Annotated in this window: 22 protein-coding genes, 1 tRNA gene and 1 pseudogene; 18 read left to right on the top strand and 6 right to left on the bottom strand. The window is 62.5% G+C overall.

The features are described 5' to 3' along the window. The first annotated feature begins 59 nt into the window (after positions 1-59). Positions 60-136, top strand: a tRNA-Met gene (locus HRU92_RS10085). A gap of 64 nt (positions 137-200) precedes the next feature. On the opposite strand, the pseudogene HRU92_RS10080 reads toward HRU92_RS10085, so the two are convergent. Beyond that, positions 201-500: pseudogene (locus HRU92_RS10080) on the bottom strand (substrate-binding domain-containing protein); the annotation flags it as partial. Between the two features lie 119 nt (positions 501-619). Here HRU92_RS10080 and HRU92_RS10075 point away from each other — a divergent pair. From HRU92_RS10075 to HRU92_RS10035, 9 genes are all read left to right on the top strand, one after another. Beyond that, positions 620-1,543 (top strand): helix-turn-helix domain-containing protein, encoded by a 924-nt coding sequence (locus HRU92_RS10075; protein WP_172124049.1) that lies wholly within the window; start codon positions 620-622, stop codon positions 1,541-1,543. Positions 1,544-1,638: 95 nt separating this feature from the next. Further along, a complete protein-coding gene (locus HRU92_RS10070) occupies positions 1,639-3,159 on the top strand; it encodes an alpha-N-arabinofuranosidase (protein WP_173088113.1) in 1,521 nt (506 codons plus the stop codon). A 103-nt stretch (positions 3,160-3,262) separates the two neighbouring features. Then, the gene (locus HRU92_RS10065; RefSeq protein ID WP_173088111.1) at positions 3,263-5,170 is read left to right on the top strand and encodes an ABC transporter substrate-binding protein; all 1,908 of its coding nucleotides are present in this window, start codon (positions 3,263-3,265) and stop codon (positions 5,168-5,170) included. Positions 5,171-5,312: 142 nt separating this feature from the next. Continuing rightward, complete coding sequence (locus HRU92_RS10060; RefSeq protein ID WP_172124043.1) at positions 5,313-6,317, top strand: ABC transporter permease; 1,005 nt, start codon at positions 5,313-5,315, stop codon at positions 6,315-6,317. A 6-nt stretch (positions 6,318-6,323) separates the two neighbouring features. Next, positions 6,324-7,181, top strand: a complete 858-nt coding sequence (locus HRU92_RS10055) for an ABC transporter permease (RefSeq protein WP_127753873.1) — start codon at positions 6,324-6,326, stop codon at positions 7,179-7,181. A 2-nt stretch (positions 7,182-7,183) separates the two neighbouring features. Continuing rightward, positions 7,184-8,212, top strand: coding sequence for an ABC transporter ATP-binding protein (locus HRU92_RS10050; protein ID WP_172124041.1), 1,029 nt, complete (start codon positions 7,184-7,186; stop codon positions 8,210-8,212). Continuing rightward, the gene (locus HRU92_RS10045) at positions 8,209-9,135 is read left to right on the top strand and encodes an ABC transporter ATP-binding protein (protein ID WP_173088109.1); all 927 of its coding nucleotides are present in this window, start codon (positions 8,209-8,211) and stop codon (positions 9,133-9,135) included. Before HRU92_RS10050 ends, HRU92_RS10045 begins: the two co-directional genes overlap by 4 nt. 87 nt (positions 9,136-9,222) lie before the next feature. Further along, positions 9,223-9,927, top strand: a complete 705-nt coding sequence (locus HRU92_RS10040; RefSeq protein WP_172124037.1) for a YafY family protein — start codon at positions 9,223-9,225, stop codon at positions 9,925-9,927. 46 nt (positions 9,928-9,973) lie between these two features. Next, the gene (locus tag HRU92_RS10035; protein WP_172124035.1) at positions 9,974-10,348 is read left to right on the top strand and encodes a VOC family protein; all 375 of its coding nucleotides are present in this window, start codon (positions 9,974-9,976) and stop codon (positions 10,346-10,348) included. A 52-nt stretch (positions 10,349-10,400) separates the two neighbouring features. On the opposite strand, the gene HRU92_RS10030 is transcribed toward HRU92_RS10035, so the two are convergent. After that, on the bottom strand, positions 10,401-11,399 hold the full coding sequence (locus tag HRU92_RS10030; protein ID WP_173088107.1) for a Gfo/Idh/MocA family oxidoreductase: 999 nt from the start codon (positions 11,397-11,399) through the stop codon (positions 10,401-10,403). Positions 11,400-11,702: 303 nt separating this feature from the next. Here HRU92_RS10030 and HRU92_RS10025 point away from each other — a divergent pair, with 303 nt between their 5' ends. The 3 genes from HRU92_RS10025 (at position 11,703) to HRU92_RS10015 (ending at position 14,179) form a co-directional block, all read left to right on the top strand. Continuing rightward, complete coding sequence (locus HRU92_RS10025; RefSeq protein WP_172124031.1) at positions 11,703-12,854, top strand: iron-containing alcohol dehydrogenase; 1,152 nt, start codon at positions 11,703-11,705, stop codon at positions 12,852-12,854. A 76-nt stretch (positions 12,855-12,930) separates the two neighbouring features. Beyond that, positions 12,931-13,428, top strand: a complete 498-nt coding sequence (locus tag HRU92_RS10020) for a 2,4'-dihydroxyacetophenone dioxygenase family protein (protein WP_248307062.1) — start codon at positions 12,931-12,933, stop codon at positions 13,426-13,428. Further along, complete coding sequence (locus tag HRU92_RS10015) at positions 13,406-14,179, top strand: SDR family oxidoreductase (protein WP_172124029.1); 774 nt, start codon at positions 13,406-13,408, stop codon at positions 14,177-14,179. Before HRU92_RS10020 ends, HRU92_RS10015 begins: the two co-directional genes overlap by 23 nt. A gap of 14 nt (positions 14,180-14,193) precedes the next feature. Here the strand turns inward: HRU92_RS10015 and HRU92_RS10010 are convergent, their stop codons facing one another. The 4 genes from HRU92_RS10010 to HRU92_RS09995 form a co-directional block, all read right to left on the bottom strand. After that, positions 14,194-15,375 carry a GAF domain-containing sensor histidine kinase gene (locus HRU92_RS10010; RefSeq protein ID WP_172124027.1) on the bottom strand — a complete coding sequence of 394 codons (1,182 nt, stop codon included), beginning with the start codon at positions 15,373-15,375 and terminating at the stop codon, positions 14,194-14,196. Positions 15,376-15,550: 175 nt separating this feature from the next. Beyond that, positions 15,551-16,681, bottom strand: a complete 1,131-nt coding sequence (locus tag HRU92_RS10005; protein WP_173088105.1) for a M20/M25/M40 family metallo-hydrolase — start codon at positions 16,679-16,681, stop codon at positions 15,551-15,553. 30 nt (positions 16,682-16,711) lie between these two features. Continuing rightward, the gene (locus tag HRU92_RS10000) at positions 16,712-17,470 is read right to left on the bottom strand and encodes a TIM barrel protein (RefSeq protein ID WP_172124023.1); all 759 of its coding nucleotides are present in this window, start codon (positions 17,468-17,470) and stop codon (positions 16,712-16,714) included. 4 nt (positions 17,471-17,474) lie between these two features. Beyond that, positions 17,475-19,775: a molybdopterin-dependent oxidoreductase gene (locus HRU92_RS09995; protein ID WP_173088103.1), complete on the bottom strand. Its 2,301-nt coding sequence runs from the start codon at positions 19,773-19,775 to the stop codon at positions 17,475-17,477. Between the two features lie 412 nt (positions 19,776-20,187). Here HRU92_RS09995 and HRU92_RS09990 point away from each other — a divergent pair, with 412 nt between their 5' ends. The 5 genes from HRU92_RS09990 to HRU92_RS09970 all read left to right on the top strand — a co-directional run bounded on the left by HRU92_RS09990 (position 20,188) and on the right by HRU92_RS09970 (position 25,891). Further along, positions 20,188-21,453 carry an ABC transporter substrate-binding protein gene (locus tag HRU92_RS09990; protein WP_172124019.1) on the top strand — a complete coding sequence of 422 codons (1,266 nt, stop codon included), beginning with the start codon at positions 20,188-20,190 and terminating at the stop codon, positions 21,451-21,453. A gap of 82 nt (positions 21,454-21,535) precedes the next feature. Then, positions 21,536-22,435, top strand: coding sequence for a sugar ABC transporter permease (locus HRU92_RS09985; protein WP_172124017.1), 900 nt, complete (start codon positions 21,536-21,538; stop codon positions 22,433-22,435). Beyond that, on the top strand, positions 22,432-23,259 hold the full coding sequence (locus tag HRU92_RS09980; RefSeq protein WP_127753860.1) for a carbohydrate ABC transporter permease: 828 nt from the start codon (positions 22,432-22,434) through the stop codon (positions 23,257-23,259). Before HRU92_RS09985 ends, HRU92_RS09980 begins: the two co-directional genes overlap by 4 nt. 50 nt (positions 23,260-23,309) lie before the next feature. Beyond that, complete coding sequence (locus HRU92_RS09975) at positions 23,310-24,518, top strand: ROK family transcriptional regulator (RefSeq protein WP_127753859.1); 1,209 nt, start codon at positions 23,310-23,312, stop codon at positions 24,516-24,518. Between the two features lie 14 nt (positions 24,519-24,532). Beyond that, complete coding sequence (locus HRU92_RS09970) at positions 24,533-25,891, top strand: M24 family metallopeptidase (protein WP_172124015.1); 1,359 nt, start codon at positions 24,533-24,535, stop codon at positions 25,889-25,891. Positions 25,892-25,903 lie beyond the last annotated feature (12 nt).

The raw sequence follows: 25,903 nt of genomic DNA, 5'->3' as shown, positions 1-25,903 counted from the left end.
CAGCGCCGCTCGCCAAAACTAGGTATTCGCGCATCGGCCTTATCGAGGCTGAGCCGTGAGGCGGAGTAGCTCAGTTGGTTAGAGCAGCGGAATCATAATCCGTGTGTCCCCAGTTCAAATCTGGGCTTCGCTACCAATCAAAACCCCCGGGAAACCGGGGGTTTTTTGTTGCCTTCTGTCGGGATGGTGTGCCGGGCCCATCACTTGCCGGCGAGGAGGGGGAAGATGGTTTCGCCTTCCACCATGGTGACGCCGATTTCGAGTTGCTGCACGGCGCGCTCGCCGTCCATATGATGCACCAGAAGCCGTACCGCGCCCCGACCGATCGCTTCGCGATCCACCCGCGCGGTGCTCAGGCGGGGGGTAGCCATGCCAGCGATGGGCAGATCATCGAAGCCGATAATGGAAAAGCCGGGTGGGAGCGGGCTTCCGGGCCCGTAAAGGCCCTCGAGCATTTCCACCGCCGCAATGTCATTCCAGATAAAGGCGGCGGTTTCCTGCGGCGAGGGCTGCTTTGGGCGACGCGCTAGAGGGGGGCGCGGGAAGGATTTGGCTTTACGGTTGGCGCGGCTAGGCTATATCAACATTCTTGATATCGTTGCCACAGTGAGCGCCTGCCATGGCCGGAAATTTCCTCGTCGTTGATCCCCAGGAGGATATGGCCGTGATCCGGGGGCTGGCTTCGCCGGTGCGGGCGCAGATCCTCAAGATCCTGCAAGGGGGGGCGCTCAACGTCAACGAAATTGCGGCGCGGCTGGAGCTGCCGCAATCAACGGTGTCGACCAATGTGCAGATCCTCGAGGAAGCGGGGTTGATCGCCACCGAGGCGCAAAAGGCGCGCAAGGGCAGCCAGAAGATTTGCCGCTCGACCTTTGAGGAAGTGCTGATCCGCTTCAAGGAGCCGTCGGCGCAGATCAGCGACAAGACCATCGAAGTATCCATGCCGCTGGGGCTTTATACGGGGTTCGAGGTGACCGCGCCTTGCGGAGTTTGCTCAAGCGAGGGGGTGATCGGGCTCCTCGATGTACCCGATACATTTCTTGATCCAGACCGAATGAAAGCGGGGCTGTTGTGGCTGACGCGCGGGTATGTGGAATACCAGTTTCCCAACAATTCCAAGCTGACGCGAGGAGAAGTTGAAGCGATCGAGATTTCGCTTGAGCTGTCCTCGGAAGTGCCAGGCACGTCGGCCGATTGGCCCTCCGACATTACGCTAACGCTTAACGGCAAGGCAGTGGGAACCTGGACCAGTCCCGGCGATTTCGGCGACAAGCGCGGGGTTTACACGCCGCAATGGTGGAAGCTCAAGGGCAGCCAATACGGCAAGCTCAAGACTTGGCGAACCTCGGCAGAAGGCACGTTTGTCGATGGGGTGCGGATCTCGCCAGTAACGCTGGATGACCTCGACCTGACTTCGCACCATTCCATTCGCGTGCGGATTGGCGTCGAGGAAAGCGCCCATCATCCCGGTGGTATGAATATCTTCGGGCGCGGCTTTGGCAATTATGACCAGGACATCGTGCTGCGGTTGATTTTGCGCTAGCGCGCCGCTTCCCGGTTGACGCGGGACCGCTTCTTGGCTCTAGTAACCGAAAGTTCTGATACAAATCAGACAATCGGCACAAGAGGGAGAGAGTTGTGCGCGCCAGCGTTATTGCCAACCGGGACTATGTGATTTCCGAGATCGACAATCGAATCTACGGAGCGTTTCTCGAGCATCTTGGCCGGGCCATTTATTCGGGTATCTATGAGCCCGATCATCCAACCGCTGACAAGAACGGCATGCGGGCGGATGTGGCCGAGCTGGTCCGGGGGCTCGATGTGCCGATGGTGCGCTATCCCGGGGGTAATTTCGTTTCCGCCTATAACTGGGAAGACGGGATCGGCCCACGCGAGCAACGACCCACGCGGCTGGACTTGGCCTGGCACACTTCGGAGAGTAACCAAGTCGGCATTCACGAATTTGCCGACTGGTGCGAGACGGTTGGCACCCAGATGATGCTGGCAGTCAATCTGGGTTCGCGCGGGCTCGAGGAAGCGCGTAATTTCGTTGAATACGTGAACGGGCCGACGGGCAGCTATTGGGGGGATCTGCGCAAGAAGAATGGACGGGCGGACCCTTGGTACGTCAAGATGTGGTGCCTGGGCAATGAGATGGACGGGCCTTGGCAGATCGGCCACAAAACAGCGGACGAATATGGGCGCCTCGCCAGTGAAACCGCCAAGGCGCTGCGCGCTTTTGACAGTTCGCTCGAACTCATCGCCTGCGGGTCATCGCATTCCAACATGCCCACCTATCCCGAATGGGAGCGGGTGGTGCTGGAGCACACCTATGAAACGGTCGACCACATCTCGCTGCATATGTATTCGTCCAATTACGACAAGCACACGCCGGGTTACCTCGCGCACAATGTCAAGCTCGAGGCCTATATCAGCACGGTTGCCGCCACAATCGACTATGTAAAGGCCAAGAAGCGCAGCAATCGCCAGGTGACGATCGCGTTTGATGAGTGGAATGTCTGGTATCATTCGCGCAAGCAGGACCGGGCGATCCTTGACGGCAAGCACGGCTGGCCGCATGCGCCAGCGCTGCTGGAAGACATCTATAATTTTGAGGATGTGCTGCAGGTCGGGTGTTGCCTCAACACCTTTATCCGCAAGTCCGACGTGGTCAAGCTCGCCTGCATTGCCCAGCTGGTCAATGTTATTGCTCCGATCATGACTGAGCCGGGCGGCAGGTCCTGGAAGCAGACCACCTATTATCCGCTCTATTTCGCATCCATGTTCGGACGCGGCCGGGCGCTCAACCTCGTCGCCCGCTGCCCCAGCTACGAAGTCGAACTGATTGGGGAAATCCCCTATCTCGATGTGGCCGGGGTGGAAAACGAGGCCGAGGGCACGCTCACTTTCTTTCTCGTCAACCGCAATGGCGAAGAGGAACTCGACGTCGAGCTGTCCTTGCAAGGCTACCGCGATGCAAGGGTGCTCGAGCACCAGGTGATGACGCACGACGATCTCAACGCCGTCAACACTGCAGCAAACCCGGATAATGTAGCCCCAAGACAAGGGCGGGGCGCAGTTGCGGAGGAGGACAAGTTGAGTGTGAGCCTTCCGCCGCATTCCTATCAGATGGTGCGGGTCAGCGTCGCCCGCGGTTAGTATCAGGTTTGCGGGTATGTATCGGGCAAATGGTTGACAGGAGTAACTCTTAATATAGCATGACGGTTGGGGCTGTTGAGGAACGCCCCTTTGGGAGGAGATTATGCGAAACTGGAAGATGCTTCTGGCGTCGGTTGCTTTTGCGTCTTTTGCGGTGGGCAGTTTAGCCACGGCGCAGGACGCAGCGCCCGCCGCGCCACCGCTCAACGACTTTCCGCGTAACGAGACCTTGATCCTGCAAAACCCGGAAGCAACTATCCCGAATCCCGGTTGGTTCAACATCTGGGTGAATGCCGGAGGCGGGCTCAGCACGGGTCTACAGCAGCTGGCAATGGACACGTTGTGGTTCATCGATCCCGATGCGGGTCTCGATGGTGCCATCTACAACACGCTCGCTACCGGGCCGGCCGAATATAATGACGACTTCACCGAGATGACCGTGCGGCTGCGCGAGGGCATAAAATGGAGCGACGGCGAGGATTTCAACGCCGACGACGTGGTGTTCACGGTCGAGACGCAGAAGAACACGCCCGGCATGGTGTGGAGCGGCGCATTCTCCACCCAGGTGGAAACAGTCGAGGCGATTGACCCCTACACCGTCAAGTTCACGCTCAAAGCACCCAATTCGCGCTTCCACTCTGTCTTTTCAGTGCGCTGGAACGGGGCCTGGATCATGCCCGAGCATGTGTTCAGCCAAGTCGACAATGTGCTCGAATTCGACTTCAACCCACCCGTAACGCTAGGTGCTTATACCCTCAACAGCTTTGATCCCAATGGCACCTGGTATATCTGGGACAAGCGCGAGGATTGGCAGAACACAACGCTGGGCCTCGTGGGCGAACCCACGCCCGAACACGTCGTGTACCGCAACAATATCAATATCGATAACCGGCTGATCGAGATGCGAAATGGCAATCTCGACATGATCCACGATCTTTCGCCCGAAGGCACCTTCTCCATCATTGCCGAGGACGAGAACGCCAAGGGCTGGTTCCCGGGCTTCCCCTATGCTCATCCGGACCCCACGCTGCCCAGCGTGATCTTCAACACGCAAAACGAGAAGTTCCAGGACAAGCGCGTGCGCTGGGCCCTGGCACTGTTGCTGGACGCACGGGCAATCTCCATGGCCAGCTATCGGGGCGCAGCAACGCTGTCGCCGATCGCCATTCCGCCCACCGGCACCCATCCGCAGGACTATCATGGGCCGATGCAGCAATGGCTGATCGATTATCAGCTCGATACCGGCAGCCGCACCATCCAGCCCTATGATCCCAATGTCGGCTTGCAGATCGCTGAAATGGTTCGCCCGCAATATGGTGACCAGGTGCCGACTGATGAGGGGGCCATCCGCAACGCCTTTGGCTATGGCTGGTGGAAGCAGGATGTGCAGGCGGCAACCGAGTTGCTGGAAGCGGCCGGGTTCACCCGCAACGGCAACCAGTGGATGATGCCGGATGGGCAACCCTTTGCCTTCACCCTGCTGATCCCCTCCGATGGCGTGATCAATCGCGCCGGCACCATGGTCGCCCAGAACTGGAACCAGAATGGCGTCCAGGTGGAACTGCAGGTGGCGTCCGACCACGCTGATCTACGCAATGCTGGCCGCTACGACAGCTATATCTGGTGGAGCGTGGAAAGCTGGGGCGGCCACCCCGACCTGTCTTACTTCCTTGACAGCTGGCACTCACAGTTCGTTGCGCCCCCGGGCGAAGTGCAGCCCGCCCGCAACTGGCAGCGCTGGAGCGATCCGCGGCTCGATGAGATCATCGAAAAGATCCGCGTCATCGACTTCAACGATCCCAAGAATGTGGAATACGGACAGGAGTTCGTCCGGCTGATGGTGGACGAAATGCCCATTATCCCGCTGATGAGTTACAACGTGTTCTCGGTGGTGTCGGAGCGCTATTGGACGGGCTATCCCAATTCGGAGAACCCCTATGCCAACCCGGTCAACAACTGGGCGAACTCGCGCTACATCCTGACCCAGTTAAAGCCCGTGGCGGGCAACTGACGCCCTGGGCTCAACCATGCCGACGGCGGGTTTACGCCCGCCGTCCAGCCCGCAGCGAATTGTCGGCTTGAACCGGGACCGTGCCAAACCTTGCTTCCATTAATTGGAGCGAGCGGCGGGACCTTCAGCAAGAGATCCGCCTATGACCGGCTACCTATCCTTCGTGCTTAAACGCATTTTGCAGCTGATCGGGGTGATCGCGGCTGGCATTTCGGCGAGTTTTTTCATCACCCATTTGTCGCCGGTCAATCCGGTTGACCAGGCAGTTGATCGCATCACGGCGCGCTCGGGTTTCCGGCCTGATGCCATTGCCGAACTCCGGGCGGCGCTGACGGAGCTTTACGGCACCGACGCGCCGCTGTTGACGCAGTTTTTCAGCTTCTGGGGGCGCCTGCTCCAGGGTGACCTAGGGCCTTCGCTGATCGCCTTTCCTACGCCCGCCATGGACCTGGTGATGCGCGCCTTGCCCTGGACGGCGGGCTTGCTGGCCGTAACGGTGATCATCACCTGGGTCGTAGGCAATCTGCTAGGGGGCTTGGCTGGTTACTATCAGAACAACCGCTTCCTCAAGGCGTTCGGTATCCTGACCATGGGGCTGCAGCCGATTCCTTACTATATCGTGGCGTTCATCCTCCTCATCATCTTCGGGTTCTTGTGGCCGGTGCTGCCCATTTCAGGCGGCTTTGCCATGAATGTCCGGATGGGCTGGAGCTGGGAATTCGCCTTTTCGGTGCTCCAGCATGCCATCTTGCCCGCGACCTCGCTGGTCCTGGTGGGAATTGGTACCTGGTTTTTGGGCATGCGGGCGCTGGTGTCCAATGTGGTGACCGAGGACTATGTCACCTATGCCGAACTCGCCGGCGTGCGGCCGGGACGTATCGTGAGCTCCTATGTTCTGCGCAATGCCATGATCCCGCAGTTGACGGGGTTGGCGATGAGCCTGGGCGGAATATTTTCGGGCACGGTGATCACCGAGGAGGTGTTCAATTATCCCGGGCTGGGCTCGCTGCTGATCGATGCGGTCAATGGCGGCGACTATGGCCTGGTGCTGGCGGTATCGTCGGTGTCGATCGCGGCGGTGGGGATCGCGATCCTTGCTGTCGATCTCTTGTATCCCGTGCTCGATCCACGCGTAAAAGCGGAGTAGCCAGCCATGTTTGCCGTGCTGCGCGACCTCATCCGCTACAACATCGAATTTGCCATTGGTCTGGTGCTGGTGGGGATCATCGTTCTTTATGCCTGCCTGAGCTTTTTCTCCCCGGTCGATCCCACCCAGATCTATCTGGCTATCCCGGACCAGCCGCCTTCGGCCCAATATTGGTTCGGCACCAATTCGCGCGGGCAGGACATGTTCTGGAACCTCAGCTTTGCCTTTCGCAACACGCTGACTTTCGGGTTGATCGTGGCGGCGATCTCGCGAGTGATCTCGATTACCGTGGGGCTGCTGTCAGGCTATCTTGGGGGGTGGGTCGACCGCGTGCTGATGTTCATCAACGACATCTTCGTGGCGGTGCCGTCCTTTCCGGTGCTGGTGCTGTTTTACTTCGTGATGCGCTCGGGGCTCAATACCTACACCCTGGCCGCCGTCATGGCGGTGCTGGGCTGGGCCTATGATGCGCGGCTGATCCGCTCGGTGACGCTGAGCCTCAAACATCGCGAATTTACCCGCCATGCCCGCTATTCAGGGATGTCGACACCCAAGATCTTGCTGCAGGAACACCTGCCTTATGTCATGCCGATCATCTTTGCGACGGCGATGGCCAACATGATCTGGTCGATCGGAATGGAGGTGACGCTGGCGGTGCTGGGGTTCACTAATATCAACATCCCCACCGTTGGCACGACGCTGTATTGGGCCAACAACCATTCGGCGATGGTGGTGGGCACCTGGTGGTGGCTGGTGATCCCGGTGGTGCTGATCGTCATCACCTTCATTGGGCTCTTCCTGCTAGCCGTGTCCCTCAACGAATATATCGATCCGCGCAGCCGGCTGCGGCGGATGGGAGCTTAGCCATGAGCGAGGACCTGCTCACCGTTCGGGGGCTTAAGGCCTATTACCAGATGAACTATTTCGGCGTGCGCCGGGAGGTCCGGGCGGTGGACGACATCACCATGAGCGTACGCCGCAACGAGGTTTATGGCATTGCGGGGGAAAGCTCTTCGGGCAAGACCAGCTTCATCAAGGTGCTGGCGGCGGCGATCCGGCCGCCGCTGCGCATCATCGAGGGGGTGGTGCGCTATGACTTCGATGGGCTCACCGTAGATGTGGCGAGTGCCGATAAGGCGCAGATTGAGGCGATCCGCTGGCGGTATCTGTCCTATATCATGCAGGGCTCGATGAGCGTGCTTAACCCAGTGCGCCGGATCGGCAAGATCTTCGATGATTATGCCGCCCGTCAGCTGGGCCTCAAGGGCGACGAGTTGCGCGAGCGGGTGGTGACGCATCTGGGGCGCCTGAAGCTCGGGCCCGAGGTGCTCAATGCTTACCCACATGAATTATCGGGCGGGATGCGCCAGCGGGTTACCATCGGGTTGGCGACAGTGTGCCACCCGCAGTTCATCATCGCCGACGAGCCGACCACGGCACTCGATGTGGTTGTGCAAAAGGAAGTGCTCGGGCTGATCCGGGAAATCCAGCAGGAGATGGGCTCTTCCGTGGTGTTCGTGACTCATGACATGAGCGTTCATGCCAATGTCGCTGATCGTGTCGGGATCATCTATGCCGGGCGGCTCGTGGAAGAGGGGCCGACCCGGGAGATGTTCTTCCACCCCAAACACCCCTATACCGCCCATCTGGTGGCAAGCCTGCCGCGCATCGGCGACACGGTGCAGCGGCCGGCGCTTGAGGGGAGGCCACCCAATCTGGCGGAGCCGCCGTCTGGGTGCCGGTTCAATCCGCGCTGTCCTTTGGCGGTGGACAAATGCCGGCAGGAGGCGCCACCCCTGGAAACGGTCGCGCCCGACCACCGCACAGCTTGCTGGCGCTGGCGCGATGTGGAGCCGCTCGTGGCGCCTGCCGTCAAGCTGAGGGAGCCGGCATGAGCGATCTTCTCGACGTCAGCGATGTCAGCAAGCGCTATGCGATGGGCGGACTGTTTGGCCGCAAAATGGTCGATGCGGTTCAGGATGCCAGTTTTTCGCTCGCGCTCGACACGCCCGAGATCTTTACCGTTATCGGGGAAAGCGGATCGGGCAAAACGACGGTGGCTCGCATGATCCTGGGGCTGGAAACCCCCACGAGCGGGGAAATCCGCTTTCGCGGCAAGACGATCAGCCATCATGTGAGCCGCGCCGAGCGGCAGGCCTTCATGGCCAAGGTGCAGCCCGTGTTCCAAAACCCGTTCGAAGCGTTTAACCCGCTCAAGCGGGTCGATCGTTACCTCGAGTCCACGGCGCGGCAGTTTCTTGGTTTGAGGCAGCGTGGGGAGATCGATGCCGCTATGGACGAGGCGCTGCAAAAGGTCGGGCTGAGCCTTGCGGAAGTGCGAGGCCGGTTCCCCCATGAGTTGAGCGGGGGACAGTTGCAGCGGGCGGCAATCGCGCGGGCGCTGATCCCCAATCCGGCGCTGCTGATCGCCGACGAGCCCGTCAGCATGGTGGACGCGTCGCTGCGCATGTCGATCGTCAACCTGCTGCGCTCCCTGCGTGACGACTTCCGGGTGTCGGTGATCTACATCACCCACGACCTTGCCACGGCCTATTATATTTCGGACCGCCTGATCATCATGCAAAAGGGCATGGTGGTCGAAATGGGGCCAGCCCGAGTGGTGCTGGATGCACCCGAGCATCCCTATTCACGGCTGCTCAAGGCCTCGGTGCTCGATCCCGCCGATGCTGGTGACGGGCAGCTCGAACCGGCCCGGGACTTAATGGAGCTAAGCCAGAAGGCTCTCAGCGACAGGGGCAAGTTGCTCGAGCGTACCGATGGGCGGCTGGTGCGCAGCCCCGGACTGGTAGCGGGTTAGCCCTGCGGAGCAGGGGCGCGGTGCTGCTGTCAGTGGGGGCGGGATATGCTAGGAAGTGGTCCTGATTGAACCCAAGTCCGGATGCCGATGTCCCGCACCGAACGCCTGCTTGATCTGCTGCAATTGCTGCGCAATCGGCGCAGCCCCGTTGCGGGTGAGCAGTTGGCACAGGAACTGCGTATTTCGATCCGTACTCTGTATCGTGATATCGCGACACTGCAGGCGCAGGGGGCCGATATCCGTGGTGAGCCCGGGCTCGGTTATGTGCTGCGGCCGGGCTTCACCCTGCCGCCGCTGATGTTCTCGGTGGAGGAGATCGAAGCGCTGGTGCTCGGTTCGCGCTGGGTGGAGCAGCGTCGCGAGGACCCGAGGCTGAGCGCGGCGGCGGCGAGCCTTTTAAGTAAAGTCAGCGCCGTCTTGCCTGACTCCATCCGCGATACTGTGGAAGCGACGAGCCTCCTCGTCGCGCGCAGCGATGTGGTGCCTACTATTGTGGATCTGGGAGCGATCCGTGCCGCTATCCGGGGCCAGAACAAGCTCGCACTTGCCTATGACAAAGGTGATGGCGCCGGCTCCGAGCGCGTCGTTTGGCCCTTCGCCGTGGCGTTCTTCGAGCACGTGCGGGTGGTGCTGGCCTGGTGCGAGCTGCGGCAGGATTTCCGGGCATTCCGGCTCGATCGGATCACGCGGCTCGACGTGCTGCCCGAGCGATACGCGGCGCGGCGCGCGGCGCTTCTCAAGCAGTGGCGAGAGCGCGAAGGAATCCGCCACCCCGACCCTGCCGGAAACTGACAGTCCGGTGCCGTAGGTCTGGCTCCAGCCAAAAAGGAGCTAGACGATGCGTGTGTTGAATTATCTGTTGCTGGCGGTGGCCGATACCGAAGCGAGCGCCGAGCTGTACCAGAAGCTGCTGGGCGTCGCGCCGGTGCAGAACCGGTCGGGATTTGCCTTGTTCGTGCTGCCCAACGGCATGAAGATCGGGCTTTGGGCCAAGGACCAGATCCAGCCGGCGCCCAAGCCGGTGGGCGGCAGCGAGATCTCCTTTACCGAAGGCAGCCGCGAGGACTTGCTGGCCACTTACCGACACTGGCAGGCGCTGGGCCTGACCGTCCTGCAGGAGCCGGCCGAGCTGCCCTTCGGCTTCACCTTTGTCGCCGAAGATCCCGATGGGCACCGGCTCCGCCCGTTTGTGCCGGCTGCCAGGCCAAGCTGAGGTGTAAGCGTGCTCTGGCGCCGGTGGGCGGCGCCAGAGCAAGGGCAAGGGGTTAGACCGTGGCCCAGCCGCCCGATTTCTCGCTGGCAAAAACGGCATCGAGCACTTTCATTGAGCTGATTGCGTCCTCGACTCCCCAGGGCAGGGGCTGTTCGCCAAGCACGGCAAGGGCGAAGGCTTCGGCCTGCTCGGTATATTGATCGCAGACGGGCAGGATTTCACGCCGGGCGAGGGAGCCATCAAATGGCGCGCCAGTGTCGACCGTGATTGCGGTCCGCTCGTTGGCGGGAGCGTTATAGGGGATGATGATCTCGAGCTTTGCCTTGGTGCCCAGCACCTGAACGCTCTGCTCACCGGTGAGCTGGGTCGAGCAGATGAAGTTGAGCTGCCGGCCACCGCCGAAATCCATCAGGACGCTGGCGAGCCGATCGGTGCCGAATTGCGGATCTCGCTCGACGAGGGACACGACCCGCTGCGGTTCGGCCTCAAACAGGAAGCGGCCGGTCGTGACTGGATAGCAGCCGATATCCATGATGCCGCCGCCGCCGATATCGGCCTGGTTGCGCACATTGGCGGGGTCGGCGTTGAAGTAGGTGAAAACCGCATTGATGGCGCGCACCTCGCCCAGTTCGCCCGAGCGGATGATCTCGCGTGCCCGCAGCCATTGCGGATGAAAGCGGATCATGAAGGCTTCGAGCACGATGCGGTCGGATGGGATCTGGCGCAGCTGTTCGGCCTCGGCAGCCGAGAGAGCGATGGGCTTTTCGCAGAGCACATGCTTGCCCGCCTGGGCGGCAGCCAGGGTCATAGGGACATGGAGGTGATTGGGCAGCGGGTTGTAGATCGCGTCGATGTCGGGATCAGCAAAAAGCTCCTCGTAAGAGCCATAAGCCTTGGTAATACCCAGCTTTGCCGCGGCAGCCTGCGCCTTGCCGAGGTCACGCGAAGCGATGGCCACCACTTCCGAATGGGCCGAGCGCATGATGGCGGGCGTCACCTTTTCCATGCCGATATTAGCCGTCGACAAAATGCCCCAACGAATCTTCTTCAACGGCTCTCTCCTTGGCCTTGGTTCCGGGCTGGCGCGAAGCGAGGGCTGCGACTGGCCCGTCGCGCCTGCAACGTGGTGCCAGTGATAGCGGCAGGCCGCGCCGCCGCCAAGCGCTGTTGAAGCAGGCGCTGCGTAGTTGACGAAAGGCCTTCGAGATCGACCATTAGCGAGGGCCGGCCGCCAAGCGGTTCGAGAGGGCGCAACGTCGCCATGGGAGGACTTGGATGAAGGTTTGGCAGAGCTGGCGCGACACCGTTAAGAGCATGCGTGGGAAAAACCTTGCCGGCAGAGTAGGACACTAGCATGGCACGTATTGCTTATCTGACTACGATTGATTTCGGGGCGGGGGAGCTGGCTTCGCTGCCAGCCGCTTTGGCCGAACTCAAGATCACCCGGCCGCTGCTCGTGTCGGATCGCGGTATTGCCGCGTCCGGGCTGCTGGCGCGGGTGGAGAGCTTGCTGCCAGAGGGGGGCGCAGTGTTTCTTGAGACGCCGCCCAACCCCACCGAAGGCGCAGTCGATGCGGCGCTGGTGGCGTACCGCGCCGGCAATTGCAATGGCGTGGTGGCGCTGGGCGGGGGGTCGCCCATCGATCTGGCCAAGGGCGTGGCGCTGCTCGCGACCCATCCGGGTAGTCTGGAGCAATATGCGGCGATTTATGGCGGGCTGGAGCGGATCACCCCCGCGGTGGCGCCGACAATTGCTATTCCCACGACGGCCGGAACCGGCGCGGAAGTAGGCCGAGCGGCGCTGCTGACGCTGGAGGATGGCCGCAAGCTCGGGATCATCAGCCCGCATCTGATCCCGCGCCGCGCTATTTGCGACCCCGAGCTGACGCTGGGGCTGCCGCCTTACCTGACGGCGGCGACGGGGCTCGATGCATTGTCCCACTGCATCGAAACGTTCTTTTCTCCGCGCTTCAATCCAACGGCCGAGGCCATCGCGCTCGACGGGGCGGGGCGGGTCTGGCGCAATCTGCCGCTGGCCTTTGCCAATGGGGCAGATATCGGGTCGCGCACCGAGGTGATGCTTGGGGCGCTGCATGGCGGGCTCTCGTTCCAGAAGGGCTTGGGAGCAGTGCATTCACTGAGCCACGCTCTAGGCGGATTGAAGGATCTCAAACTTCATCATGGCACACTGAATGCCATCCTGATGCCGCTCGTGGTCCGGTTCAACGCGCCTGCTGTGGCCGACAAGCTCGAGCGGCTCAAAGCGGCAATGGGGCTCGGCCCAGATGAAGATCTTGCCGATACGCTCGAGGCGCTAAATCGCTCATTTGGTCTGCCGACGGGGCTCGCGCAGATGGGGCTGAGCCGTGACCAGTTTGATTGGGTCATCGAGCGGGCACTCGCCGATCACAGCCATCCCACCAATCCACGGGAGGCGTCGGCCGAGGACTATCGCGCCATTCTGGAAGCGGCCATGGCGGATGGTGGAGTCACCCAATCCGCTTAAGGCCCCGGGATCGGGTCTAGACAACACCCAAGTTTTTGCGGGCGCCAAACGCGCCTGCGTGGAGGAAAGCCTAGCAATGTACAGCGTCATGAACGGTTCAGCCCATCCCCTAGCGCCGCCCGAGATTGCGGTCAAGGCGGTGCCCGATGATGAGCGGGTCTGGGTGCCGCAGGCGCAAGGCGTGTGGTTTCGGCCGCTGATGCTCAATACGCTGGTGGGACAGTGGTGCAATCTGTTGCGGGTGCGCCGCTCGGGCGTGCTGTCGCGGCACCTGCATCCCAACCCGGTGCATGGCTATGTGATCAAGGGGCGCTGGCATTATCGCGAGCATGACTGGGTGGCCGAGACGGGTTCTTATGTGTTCGAGCCGCCCGGCGAAATTCACACGCTGCTGGTGCCCGAGAATGTGGAGGAGATGATCACCTTCTTCAACATCACCGGCTCGATGGTTTATCTCGACGAGAACAACCAGCATGTCGGCTACGAGGACGTGTTCACCAAGATCGACATGTGCCGCGCCCATTACGACAAGATCGGGTTGGGGGCGGACTATGTCGACCAGTTCGTCCGCTGAGGCGGTGAGCTACGACTGGGCTCGCGGCTGGTATGCGGGCAAGCGGGTACTGGTGACCGGGGGGACCTCGGGGATCGGGGCGGCGGTGGCGCGGGCGTTTGCGCTTTCGGGTGCCCACGTGACTGCGACGGGCGTGGCGCAGCGCGAGATCGATGCGCTGTCCGGGGATGCGGATTTTGCCGGGACGGAACTGGGCCTCCTCGATGTGCGCGATGCCGCGGCCATCGGAGAGCTCGTAGGCAAGCTGCCGGCGCTCAATATCCTGGTGAATTGCGCGGGGATGATCCGGCGGGGCGAGGAGCTGGATCCAGAGGTGTTCGAGCAGGTGCTCGATGTTAATCTCAATGGCACGATGCGGATGTGTTCGGCGGCCCGGCAGCTGCTAGCCGCGACGGGGCAGGGGAGCATCGTCAATCTCGCTTCCATGCTGTCGTTTTTCGGCGGGGGGCTGGTGCCGGGCTATGCGGCGAGCAAGGGCGGCGTCAATCAGCTGACCAAGTCGCTGGCTATTGCCTTTGCCAAGGACGGCATCCGCGTCAATGCGGTGGCGCCGGGCTGGATCGCAACGCCACTGACACAGGCGCTGCGCGACGATCCTGCGCGTTCGGACCCGATCCTGGCGCGCACGCCGATGGGGCGGTGGGGTCGGCCCGAGGACGTGGCCAATGCGGTGCTCTATCTGTGCTCGCCGGCGGCCGAGTTTGTCACCGGATCAACCCTTGTCGTCGATGGCGGCTATTCAATTAGTTGAGCAGCTGCAGCTAGTTAGCCCAAGGGCATGCGGAAGGTGAAGCGGGTGGCTTCGGCGTCGGAGTGGACGTCGATCTTGCCACCATGGGCTTCGGCGATCTGGGCGGCGATGTAGAGACCGAGGCCGAGGCCTTCGGCATTGCTGCGCACCTGGCCGCGATGGAAGGCCTTGAACAGGTGCTCCATCATCTCGGGAGGGATGGGTTCGCTGGCGTTGATGACCGATAGCGCGAGGGTGGCTTCGTCTTCCAGTTTGACCTGGACGTGGATCGGCTGGTCGTCGGCGCCGTGGGTAATGGCGTTGCCGAGCAGGTTGGAAAACATCTGAGCGATGCGGTGATGGTCGACCTTGATAGCGCGGGGAATGTCGATCTCCGCGTCAATCACGCGCGCCGGATTGGCGGCGCGGATTTCGTCAACTACTTGTTCCAGCGTGGGTTTTAGCGGCCTTTCGGCGTCAAGGTTGAGGGCGATGCCGCCGCCCAAACGGCTGCGTGCCAGATCCAGCACGTTGTCGATGAGGCCACTCATGCGCGTGACGCTGTTCTTCATCAGGCGCAAGATGACGGGGGTTTTCTCGGTCCAGGCGCCCTCGCGCAGCAGGATATTGGCGCCGCCGTCGATGGCGGCGAGGGGGTTGCGCAGGTCGTGGCCGAGCACGGCGATGAATTGTTCGCGCAGGTCGGAGTTGGCTTGCTGATCGGTGGCGCGGGTTTCGGCGGCGGCGAGTTTGTCTTCGGCTTCAAGGTGATAGGCGAGAAGCTCGGCAAAAAGGGTGAGCGTGCCGATCACCTGGGGGTTGTTGACCTCAGCCGGTTCAGGATGGATGGCGCAAAGTGTTCCGAAGAACCGGCCATCGGGCATGGTAATGGGCACAGAGATATAGCTCTGGAGGCCATAGATCTGTGGTGTGTGGTGGGAAGAATAAACTGGATCTTCCGCAACATTGTCGATCGCTATGACTTGCCGGTGCTGGCGGATTTCGTGGCAGAGCGTCGTTTCTACCTTGAGTTCACCACCCGCGGGAAGGCCGAAGCCAATATTGTCAAGGACCTGGCAAGCAACCCAGCGGTCTTCCGTAACGCGGGCGACGGCGGCAAAGCCCATGCCGGTGGCGCGGCAAACGACGTCGAGGATGGTGGGGACGGCGCCAATTCTTTGAACAGCATCAACGTCTTGCTGGAAGGCGTGGGCCATGGTTACTCGCGGCTAGTTTTGGACAACACGGTGTCGCATGACGCTCGATCGTGTCGTCGCAACATGGTCAGAAACTATATTAGCGCGAAACTTGCCAGTGTCGAGAGTCGGCGAAAGGGGCTCCTAGTCACGTTATTGCCATGAAGATGAACGGGTTCTGAACGGCCCTAGACTGCTATTGGAGGGTGAGCAGCAAGCCGGCGAGCAGGCGGCCGCGCGGGACAACGGAATCGAGCAGGATGTGCTCGGTCAATTGGTGCGCATCGGCTCCCAATGGTCCGAGGCAATCGAGGGTCGGGACACCCAACGCGCCGGTGATGTTGCCGTCCGAGCCGCCGAACATCATGTCGTGACCGAATGGAAGGTCGAGCGGGTCGGCGAGGGTGCGGGCTTGCTGCCAAAGCGCGTGGTCGGCGGCGGTCGGGGTCCAGAGCGGGCGGTTGGAGAAGCGGATGACTTCGCCACGCTCGCCCATCTCTTCTTCGACGATGCGCACGAGCTGGTGGTAGACGTCTTCTAGGAGGTCGAGGGTCTTGGCGGTGGAGACGAGGCCGATCGTGCCTTCGGTGGGGATGATGGCGACGTGCTGGCCGGCCTGGATATAGTTGACGGTGAGCGAGCGGCCGGGCTGGGCCAGGGCTTCGACGCGCGGCACGATGCGGGCGAGGCCAGAGAGGGCAGAAACGCCGATGCCGGGCTCGATCAGGGCGTGGCTGGATTTGCCATAGGTGCGGATGCGGAAGCGCGCGACGGGATAGCGGCCGACGGCGAGATTGCCGCTGGTGTCGCCGCCTTCAACAACGAGCACAAAGCGCTGGTCGCGGGCGATGTGCTCGATCAGCGGGCGGCTGAAAGGGCTGCCCGATTCTTCGTCCGACACGAGGAGCATGCGGACGGGCAGGTGGAAATTGGCGCCGCCTTCGCGCAGCAGGCGCAGCACTTCGAGGGCGAGATAGTTGCCGCTCTTCATGTCGTAAAGGCCGGGGCCATAGGCCTTGTTGCCGTCCTGGCGCCAGCTGAGCGGGCCGGCGAGGGTGCCGATAGGATGGACGGTATCGAGATGGCCGAGGAGGAGGATGCCCGGGCGCGGGTCCTCGGGATTGAAATCAGCATAAAGGCAATCGCCAAAGCCCTTGTCGCCGGGGAAGCGCTCGAGGGTCGCGCCCATGCTCTGCATGTGCGTGGCGGCCAGATCCATCATGCGATTGACGGCGGCGGCGTCCCAGGAGGGGCTTTCGCATTCGACCCATGGGCGCACGCCTGCAAGGATGGCTCCGGCGTCGAGGGGGAGGGTGGTGTAGTCCATGGGTAAAGAAGGGCCCGAGATGAGGGAGGGTTAGCGGGAAAGCACGAGTTCGAGCGCGTCGACCGTCGGACCGGTAGGGCGGAACTCGAGGCCGACGGCGCCATCGTAGCCGGCGCGCTCCAGCCAATCGAGCTTGCCCTGCCAATCCATCTCGCCGCTGCCGGGCTCGTTGCGGCCGGGGGCGTCGGCGAGGTGGATATGAGCGATGCGATCGAGCCGGCCGTCGAGCACACTGGCGATGTTCTCGCCCATCACGGCCGAATGGTAGATGTCATAGAGGAGGCGCACATGGCGGCTGCCGACGGCATCGACGATATCGAGCCCTTCGGCGGTGGAATGGAGGAAATAGCCGGCGTGATCCACCAAGGTGTTGAGCGGCTCGAGCGCCAGAATGATGTTGGCGCGCTCCAGCAGGGGAGCGGCGCGGCGCAGGACGGTGACGATGGCGTCGTGCTGTTCGGCCCGGGTGAGGCCATCGATCTCGTTGCCGGCCTGGGCAATGAGAAGCGGTGCGCCCAGGCGCTGGGCGGTGGCGATGCTGTCCTCGAGCCCGAGGAGAAACTCGGCATGGCGGGTGGGATCGGTCAGCGGGATCATGGGTTCGGCGACGATGCCCGAAAGGGCAACGCCATGCTTGCGCAGCGCCGCTTCCACCGCATCGAGATCCTTGTTGGTCCAGCGCCAGAATTCCACCAAATCAAAGCCGGCTGACCGGGCGAGGGCGATGCGGGCGGTGAAATCGGCGGTTTCGGGAACAAACAGCATTTCGAGGCAGGCGGAAAAGCGCATGGGGCTAAGGCTCCTTGGCGACGAATTGCGGGGGCTGGAAAGCGGTAATGGGCGGCAGTTCGCCCGCGAAGCGCTCTACCTGCACCAGCGCGCTTTGGGCGGCGCAGCCCTGGCTCAAGCTCGAGGCGCCGACATCCTGGGTGACGGCATTGGGGTTGCCATGCTTGTCGAGGGTGCCGATCTCGCCGGGCATCAGCGGATCATACCAGGCGCCGGTGGCGATCTGGACGACGCCCGGGCGAATGGCGTCGCTGACGACGAGACCGGCAAGGAACGCGCCGCGATCATTGAAGACGCGCACCACATCGCCATGGGCAAGGCCGCGCGCACTGGCATCGGCGAGGTTCATGGTGAGGGGTTCGCGGGCATTGATCTTGGATTCGCGGCTGACGACGCCATGATCGTACTGGCTATGTAGGCGCGTGCTGGGCTGGTTGGAGAGGAGATGGAGGGGATAGGTCTGGGCGCGCGAGGCGCCAAGCCATTCGCGCGGTTCGCGCCATTCCGGGGTGCCCGGAAAATCGGGCAGGTGGAAGCCCGCGATCTTGGTCGAGGTCATCTCGATCAGGCCCGAGGGCGTGTTGAGGGGGAAATCCTCGGGATCCCTGCGGAAGCTTTCGAGCATGATCGTATCCTGCTCGGGGGCGGGCAGATCAAAGAGCCCCTCTTCCCAGAACTGATCGAAGGGCGGCAGGGTAATGCCGAAGACCTCGGCGCGGGGGCGGCATTCCTCGTAGAGCACTTCGAGCCATTGCTCGGCGGTGCGGCCTTCGCGCAGTTGCTCGGCAAAGCCGAGGCGCTCGGCAATGCCGCTGAAGATATCGTAGTCGTCCCTGGCTTCGCCGACGGGATCGGCAACGCGCTTCATGGCGACCATGAAGCGGTCGAGCGAGGCGCTGCCGATATCGTTGCGCTCAAGCGTCGTCGTGGCGGGCAAGACGATATCGGAGAACTTGGCGTGCGGTGTCCAGAAGCTCTCATTGATGATGGTCACTTCGGGGCGGCGCCAGGCCTCGATCAGCTTGTTGAGGTCCTGGTGGTGGTGGAAGATGTTGCCACCGCACCAGTAAACCAGCTGGATATCGGGATAGGTAAAGCTGCCGCCATCATAGGTGAAGGACCCACCGGGATTGAGCAGCATGTCGGAGACGCGGGCCACCGGGATGAAGGTGGTGACCGGGTTGGTGCCCTGGGGCAGGCGGGGACCGGAGAAGGGGAAGCGGCCTGAGCCGACGCTTTGCATGCAGGCATAGCCAACGCCAAAGCCGCCGCCGGGCAGACCGATCTGGCCCAGCAGCACGGCAAGGTTGACCGCCATCCAATAGGGCAGCTCGCCGTTTTCAGCGCGCTGGAGCGACCAGGCAACATTGATCATGGTGCGCCCCTTGGCCATGCGGCGGGCGAGCGCGGTGATGGTGTCGGCCGGGATGTCGCAGAGCGGGGCGGCCCAGGCGGGGGTCTTGTGCTGGTTGTCGGCGGCGCCAAAGAGGTAATCGCGCAGCTGCTCGAAGCCGACGCTGTGGCTTTCGATGAAAGGCTGGTCGTGCAGGTCTTCGGCGATCAGCACATAGGCGAGCGCGAGCATCAGGGCAGTGTCGGAGCCAGGCCGGATCGGCAGCCATTCGCAGCCCTCGGCATCGGTCAGGTCGGAGCGGCTCGGGCTGACATTGACGAACCGGGTTTTGCCGGCCGCCATGCGGCGCAGCGCTTCGCGCACCACATGGTCGCTCGCGCCACCCGGATTGACCTGGGTGTTCTTGGCGGGCAAGCCACCGAAGGCGATGAAGAGGTCGGTATGCTCGGCCAGATTGTTCCAATCGGTATGGCCCTGGGACAGCTCGCCCCAAGGCGCGACCACATGGGGCAGGATCACGCGGGCGGCCGCGAGGGAATAGCTGTCGACGCTGTCGACATAGCCGCCGGTGAGGCGGAAAAAGCGGTTGAACTGGCTTTGGGCGTGGTGGAAGCGGCCGGCGCTCGACCAGCCATAGGAGCCGCCATAAAAACTCTCATTGCCGTATTGCTCGCGCACGCGGGCGATGTGGTGGGCCGTGATGTCGAAGGCTTCGTCCCATGGCACTTCCACAAAGGCTTCGCGCCCGCGGCCTTCGCGCGAAGCGGCGCCGGATTTGAGGAAGCCGGCGCGGATGGCGGGGCGGCGAATGCGGGCGGGCGCATCGCGGCCGGAGGTGAGGGAGCGGCTAAGGGGGGAGGGGTCGCGGTCCCAGGGAGCCGGGGTCAGTTCCACCGTGCCGCCGGTGTTCTTTGCCTCGTACACGCCCCAATGGGTCGAGGTATAGGCCATGCCGTGCTCTCCACGCTGCTGCGGATCAGCGTTCCGCAGCCTCAGGTTTATTTCTTTTGATAATCAAACCTATTTTTGGGAGATGTCAAACCGTTCTTTGAGGTTTCCCAGGATGGATTTTCCACAGGGTAGGCGAGGGTTCATGCTCGAGCGCGCCGGATTGAACCGCGCGACGGACGCGATATTTACTGGTTTTTACCAGGATCAGCGGGCGTTTCGGCCGGTTTCCACCCGATACCGACTCTGGTGCTCTCGCGGTGGCTAGTTTTGTAGCAGCAGAAAAATTGCACTAAAAGCAAGCAGGCCCGATTGACAGCCACGCTTAGCCGGTCAATCAATAATCCTACACTCCAACAAATTATGGGGTGCGCAGTTTTTGGATGTCACGACCGGCCAGCAAAAGGTTTAACCCATGTCCAGCAGATCCAAGTTTCTTGCCGTATCCCTCCTCGCGCTGTCGGTCGCGGCCGGCAGCGCGCCCGCTTCGGCCCAGCAGGTGCCCGAGTTCTGGCACTATATGGGCGTTGGCGGCGAGTATGATGGCGTCAAAGCCATGATCGCCGAGATCAACAAGCAGAACCCGGACGCCCCGGTGACCGAGCGGGTGATCCCGGGCCATACCCAGGGCTTGCGCCAGCAGGTGCAGGTGTCGCTGATGGGTGGCACCCCGCCGATGGCCTATCAGTTCAACTCGGGCTTTGACCTGACCCAGGTGGCCAATTCGGGCCGCATTCTCGACATCGAGGATGTGTGGCAGGATATCCGGGGCGATGAAATCTTCCCCGAAGGGCTGCGCCGCATCATCACCTTTGGTGGCGTGCATACGGCGCTGCCGATTTCGCTGAGCATCGTCAATGACGTGTTCTACAACAAGGCGCTGTTTGAAAAGCTCAACCTGACCCCGCCCACGACCTGGGAAGAGTGGAACACGGTGTGCGAAACGCTCGAGGCCAACAATGTGGCGTGCCTCGGCAATTCGGCGGGCTGGCCCTGGAGCTTTTACAACTTTTATGCCCCGCTGCTGAGCGTTGTGGGTGAAGAGGGCTATTGGCAGTTTGCCCGCGGGGAGCTGTCCTGGACCGGTCCCGAAATGCGCGAAGCCTTCGAGATCTTCCGCGAGAACTATGCCGAGCATTATGCGCCCAACTGGACGGCGGCGGCCTGGGCTGACAGCTCGGACCAGCTGATGCGCGGCGAGATCGGCATGTATCAGGCCGGCAACTGGATCTCTGGCTATATGAAGGGCCGCGGCTGGACGCCGGGCGAGGATTACGACTTCTTTGTCGCGCCGGGCACCGAGGACCAGTCGATCTTCCAGACCGATACGGTGGTGGTGCTCAAGGGCGACCTGCAGGAGCAGGGCAAGCAGTTCGTGCGCTCGGTGGTGTCGGTGGAAGCGCAAACCGCGTTCAACCAGCCCAAGGGTTCGCTCGCGCCCAATGTGGAAGTGTCCACCGACATCTATGACGTGATCGGCAAGCGCGAAGCGGAGCGGTTCGCCACCATGGCACTGCCCAGCCTCATGATCCTGTTGCCGGTGGATTACCGCATGGCGATCGGCACCGAGATCGAGAAATACGCGGCCAATCCGACGCCGGAAGGGCTCGAGACTTCGCTCGCCATGCTCGAGCAAATGCGCCTCTCGATGGCCGACCAGAAGCTGTTCTACGCCTGGTGATGACACAAGGCCCCCGTTGCGACGGGGGCCGATCGTCCGGCGCGCGCGGGCGCCGGGTTGGGAATGCAGGAAGGGGCCAGTCATGGGCGGACTTGATTTCAGAGCCAGGCGCAACCTGGTTTATGCGCTGTTTTTGCTGGGCCCGATCGCGCTGTTTATCGCCGCCTTCATTTACCCGGTGATCGATACGATCTGGCTGTCGCTGCATTCCTGGGACGGAATGTCGGTGGAGCGGCAATGGGTTGGACTGGCGAACTTCCAGCAGATCCTCAACCAGCCGCGTACCATGCATGCGCTGTTCAACAATTTCCAGTGGCTGATCTATTTCCTGGTGCTGCCCACGATCGTGGGGCTGGGGCTCGCGCTCTTGCTCGATAGCGACGTCAAAGGCGCCTATATTTTCCGGACCATCTTCTTTTTGCCCTTCACCATCACGACCGTGGCAGTGGCGTCGGCCTGGCGGTGGCTGTATCGGCCGACGACGGGGCTATTCTCGACCGTGCTCAATAGTCTGGGGCTGTCGGAATGGAACCAGAACTGGCTCGGCGACCCGCAGATCGTGACCTATTCGATCATGGCGGCTTCGCTTTGGGCCTGGAGCGGGTTCACCTTCCTCATCTACTTTGCCGGGCTGCGGAACCTGCCCACCGAATATATCGAGGCGGCGCGGATCGATGGGGCGTCGCCCTGGACCATCCTGACCAAGATCAAGCTGCCGCTGCTCTTGCCCTCGACCGTAGTGGTGCTGGGGATTGCTGGCGTCGACTCCATGCGTGTCTTCGATATCGTCTGGTCGATGACCCAGGGCGGGCCGTTTGAATCGAGCTATGTGCTGGCCGTCGATATGTACGAAACGTCGTTCTCGCGCTTCCAGATGGGGCAGGGCGCGGCGATCGCGGTGCTGCTGCTGGTGCTCGCGGCCATCGTGGTGATGCCCTATGTTTATTACATGTCCACCCAGGTCGAGGAGGTGCGCGAATGAGCGCCTTTGCCGTCCGTCGCCCTGCGCTTTCCACCGGGCTGCGCTATTTCATCCTCGTCGTGCTGGCGATCCTCTATCTGACGCCGCTCTTGATGGCGTTCAATGCCAGCCTCAAGAGCCCGGCCGAAATCCCCTATTCGCTGCAATTGCCCAGCGAAATCTATTGGCAGAACTATGCCGAGGGCTGGGAGCGGATCGGGCGCTCGGTGTGGAACAGTTTCCTCATCACCATTCCCTCGGTCGTGCTGTCGGTGTTTGTGGGCTCGCTGGCGGCGTATCCGCTATCGCAGGTCAATATTCCGGGCGGGCGGGTGGTGTATCTGCTGATCCTGGCGGGCATGCTCGTGCCTTACCAGGCGGTGCAGATCCCGCTGTTCATGATCATGCGTTCGCTCGGGCTCTACAACACCATTCCGGGGATGTGGCTGGTCCATACCGCCTATGGTCTGCCCTTCGTGACGTTTTTCATGCGCAACTATTTTGCGACGGTGCCCCGCTCGATGTTCGAGGCGGCGCAGCTCGATGGCTGCGGGCCGGCGGGGTATTTCTTCAAGATCCTGCTGCCCGCATCGGTGTCGGGGCTGGCGGCGATCGCCATCGTGCAGAGCCGCTCGGCCTGGAACGATCTGTTCTTCGGGCTGACGCTCACCAGCGGGCAGAACAGCCCGGCGCCGGTCAGCCTTTATGCGATGATCGGCGGGCTCGACGTGGATGACGGCCCGATGATGGCGGCGACGATCATTTCGATCGTTCCGATGATGATTGCGTTCCTGCTGTTCCAGAAGGCATTCACGCGGGGCCTGCTGGGTGGCTCGTCGAAATGATGACCCATTCCCTGGCTGCCTCGCCACGCCCGCCCGAGAGGGACTAGCTCATGCATCCATCTGTTGTTCGCCAGATCCATGCCTCGCGCATCTTCCATGCGATCCGGCTCAATCCCAATGCCTCGCAGCGCGAGATCGCCGACAAGGCCGAGACGGACAAGTCGACGGTGTCGGCGATCCTCAAGGATTTCGAGGCCATCGGTCTGATCGAGCGCGCCACCAAGGTCGCGGGCAAGGGGCGCGGGCGGCCTGGGGAGCGCATTTCGATCTCGGCCAATGGGGGCCTGCTGGTCGGGGTGCATCCCGTGCCCGGTGAGATCAGCTATGTGGTAACGGGGCTCGATGGGGCGCCGCTGGGACAGGTGACGCGCACGCTGCCGCATCGCTCCGAACTCGCCGCCGAATTGCGCGCCGGAATTGGCGAGCTGGTGGCCAGCATCGGTCGCAGCATGAACGAAGTGCGCGCCGTGGGGGTGTCGGTGCCGGGCCTGGTGGGGCGCGACGGGCACCTCGCCCATTCGCCCAACCTGGGATGGCGCGACCTCGAATTGCGCAGCCTGCTCGACAATGCCGTCGAGGCATCGCTGTACATCGACAACAACTGCAATGCCGATGCGATGGCCGAATATCTGTTCGGCAGCGCAGCCGAGGACGAGACCTTTATCTATCTCGACAGCTCCTCGGGCGTGGGCGCGGGCCTGTTTCTCGATGGCGCGCTGTTTCGGGGCCATGGCGGCTATGCCGGCGAGTTCGGCCACACCAAGATCGTGCCCAATGGGCGGCTGTGCCGCTGCGGCAATACCGGGTGCCTGTCGGCCTATGTGTCGGATTTCGCGCTGGCGCAGCGGCTGCAGCAGGACGGGGTGCAGGTGTCCTCGACCGCCGAGCTGCTCAACCTCGCCGAAGCGGGCAACGAGCTGGCGCTGCATGTGCTAGCTGAAATGGGCAGTTATCTCGGGATCGGGGTGTCCAACCTCATCAATATCTTCGATCCGCCGCGGGTGATCCTCGGGGGGAGTCTGGCGCGGCTGGCGCCCTTTATCCGCAACTCGATGATCCACGCCGTCGAGGAGCTGGCGCTGCCCGCAGCGCTGCAGGATTGCCGGATCGAATTCTCGAGCCTCAGCACCAACAATGTGCCGCTGGGCGGGGTCGCCCTGGCGCTGGAAGGCTGCACCAATTTTTCGGGCGCCAAGGCGCCGCTCTGGCATGCGCCCAGCGCTGCCGACCCATCTGCCGCAGAATCTGCGGCGAGCTGAAAGGACCTTTATTGATGAGCATTGCCCTTCGTTCGATTGCCGCGCCGGCCATTGAGGTTCCCCTGCAGCAGCCCGCCATTCCGGGCGCGACCTATGCGGCGCGGTGCAACGAGGCCTATCGGCGTGCCGGCCATGATTGGCTCGTGATCTATGCCGACCGCGAGCACAACGCCAATATCATCTTCATGTCGGGCTTTGATCCGCGCTTTGAGGAGGCCCTGCTGCTGCTGGGCCCCGGCGAGCAGCGCATCTTCGTCGTGGGCAATGAGGATGAAAGCTATACCGCCATTTCCCCGCTGCCGGGCAAGCAGGTGATGCTGGCCCAGTCGATGAGCCTGTTGGCCCAGGACCGCTCGCGCCGTCCGAGCGTCGAGGCGGTGCTGCGTGAATGCGGCATCAAGAGCGGCGACAGCGTGGGGGTTGTCGGGTGGAAGTATTTCGAGGGGACGGAATGGGACGGCGAGGAGCCGGGCCTGTTCGTGCCCGCTTACCTGCCGATCCTCCTGAAGCGGATCACCGGCCAAAGCCCGGCGGAAGCCACTCCGGTGCTGATGCATGAAACCGAAGGCCTGCGCTCGGTGGTGGATGCCGACCAGATCGCCGCCTATGAATGGGGCGCGGCGCGCGCCTCGGCAGCGGTGTGGCGCATGGTGACGGGTATCCAGGCCGGGGACAGCGAATTGCTGGCGGCGAGCCGCATGGGCTATGCCGGCGAGCCGATGAACTGCCACCCCATGCTGACCACCAGCGATGCTACGGGGCCGGTGATCGGGCTCTCGAGCCCAACCGGGCGCATCATCGGCAAGGGCAATGGCATTTCGGCGGCGGTGAGCTTTTGGGGTGGGCTTGCCTCGCGCGCCGGGCTCGTGACCGACCATGACGAGGCGTTCCTCGCCACCGCCAAGAGCTATTTCGAGGGGCTGATCACCTGGTATGAAACGGCCGATCTCGGGGTCACGGGTGGCGAAATCCATGATGCGGTGACCGGCGCGCTGGCGCGCGGCGGCCTTGGTTCAGCGCTCAATCCCGGGCACCTGACGGGCCATGACGAATGGCTGAACTCGCCGGTGCGGCCGGGTTCGCAAAGCCGTATCGCTTCGGGCATGCCCTTCCAGATCGACGTGATCCCGGTGCCGATGCCCAATGGCTGGGCGCTCAACTGCGAAGACGCGGTGACCTTTGCCGATGCGGCGCTGCGCGAAGAGCTGCGCACGCGCCATCCGCAGGTCTATGCCCGCATCGAGCAGCGCCGCGCCTTTATGCGCGACGAGCTCGGGGTCGCCATTCACGATGCCATCCTGCCGATGTCCTCGACCCCGCTCTGCCTGCCGCCCTTCTGGCTGGCGTCCAACATGCTGCTGGCTCGCGCCTAAGCTCTCACACGA

It is taken from the genome of Devosia sp. 1635 (genome assembly GCF_013185955.1).
In the GTDB taxonomy this organism is placed as follows: domain Bacteria; phylum Pseudomonadota; class Alphaproteobacteria; order Rhizobiales; family Devosiaceae; genus Devosia.
Note: the sequence above shows the minus strand (reverse complement) of the source record. Positions and strands in the feature narration are given on the sequence as shown.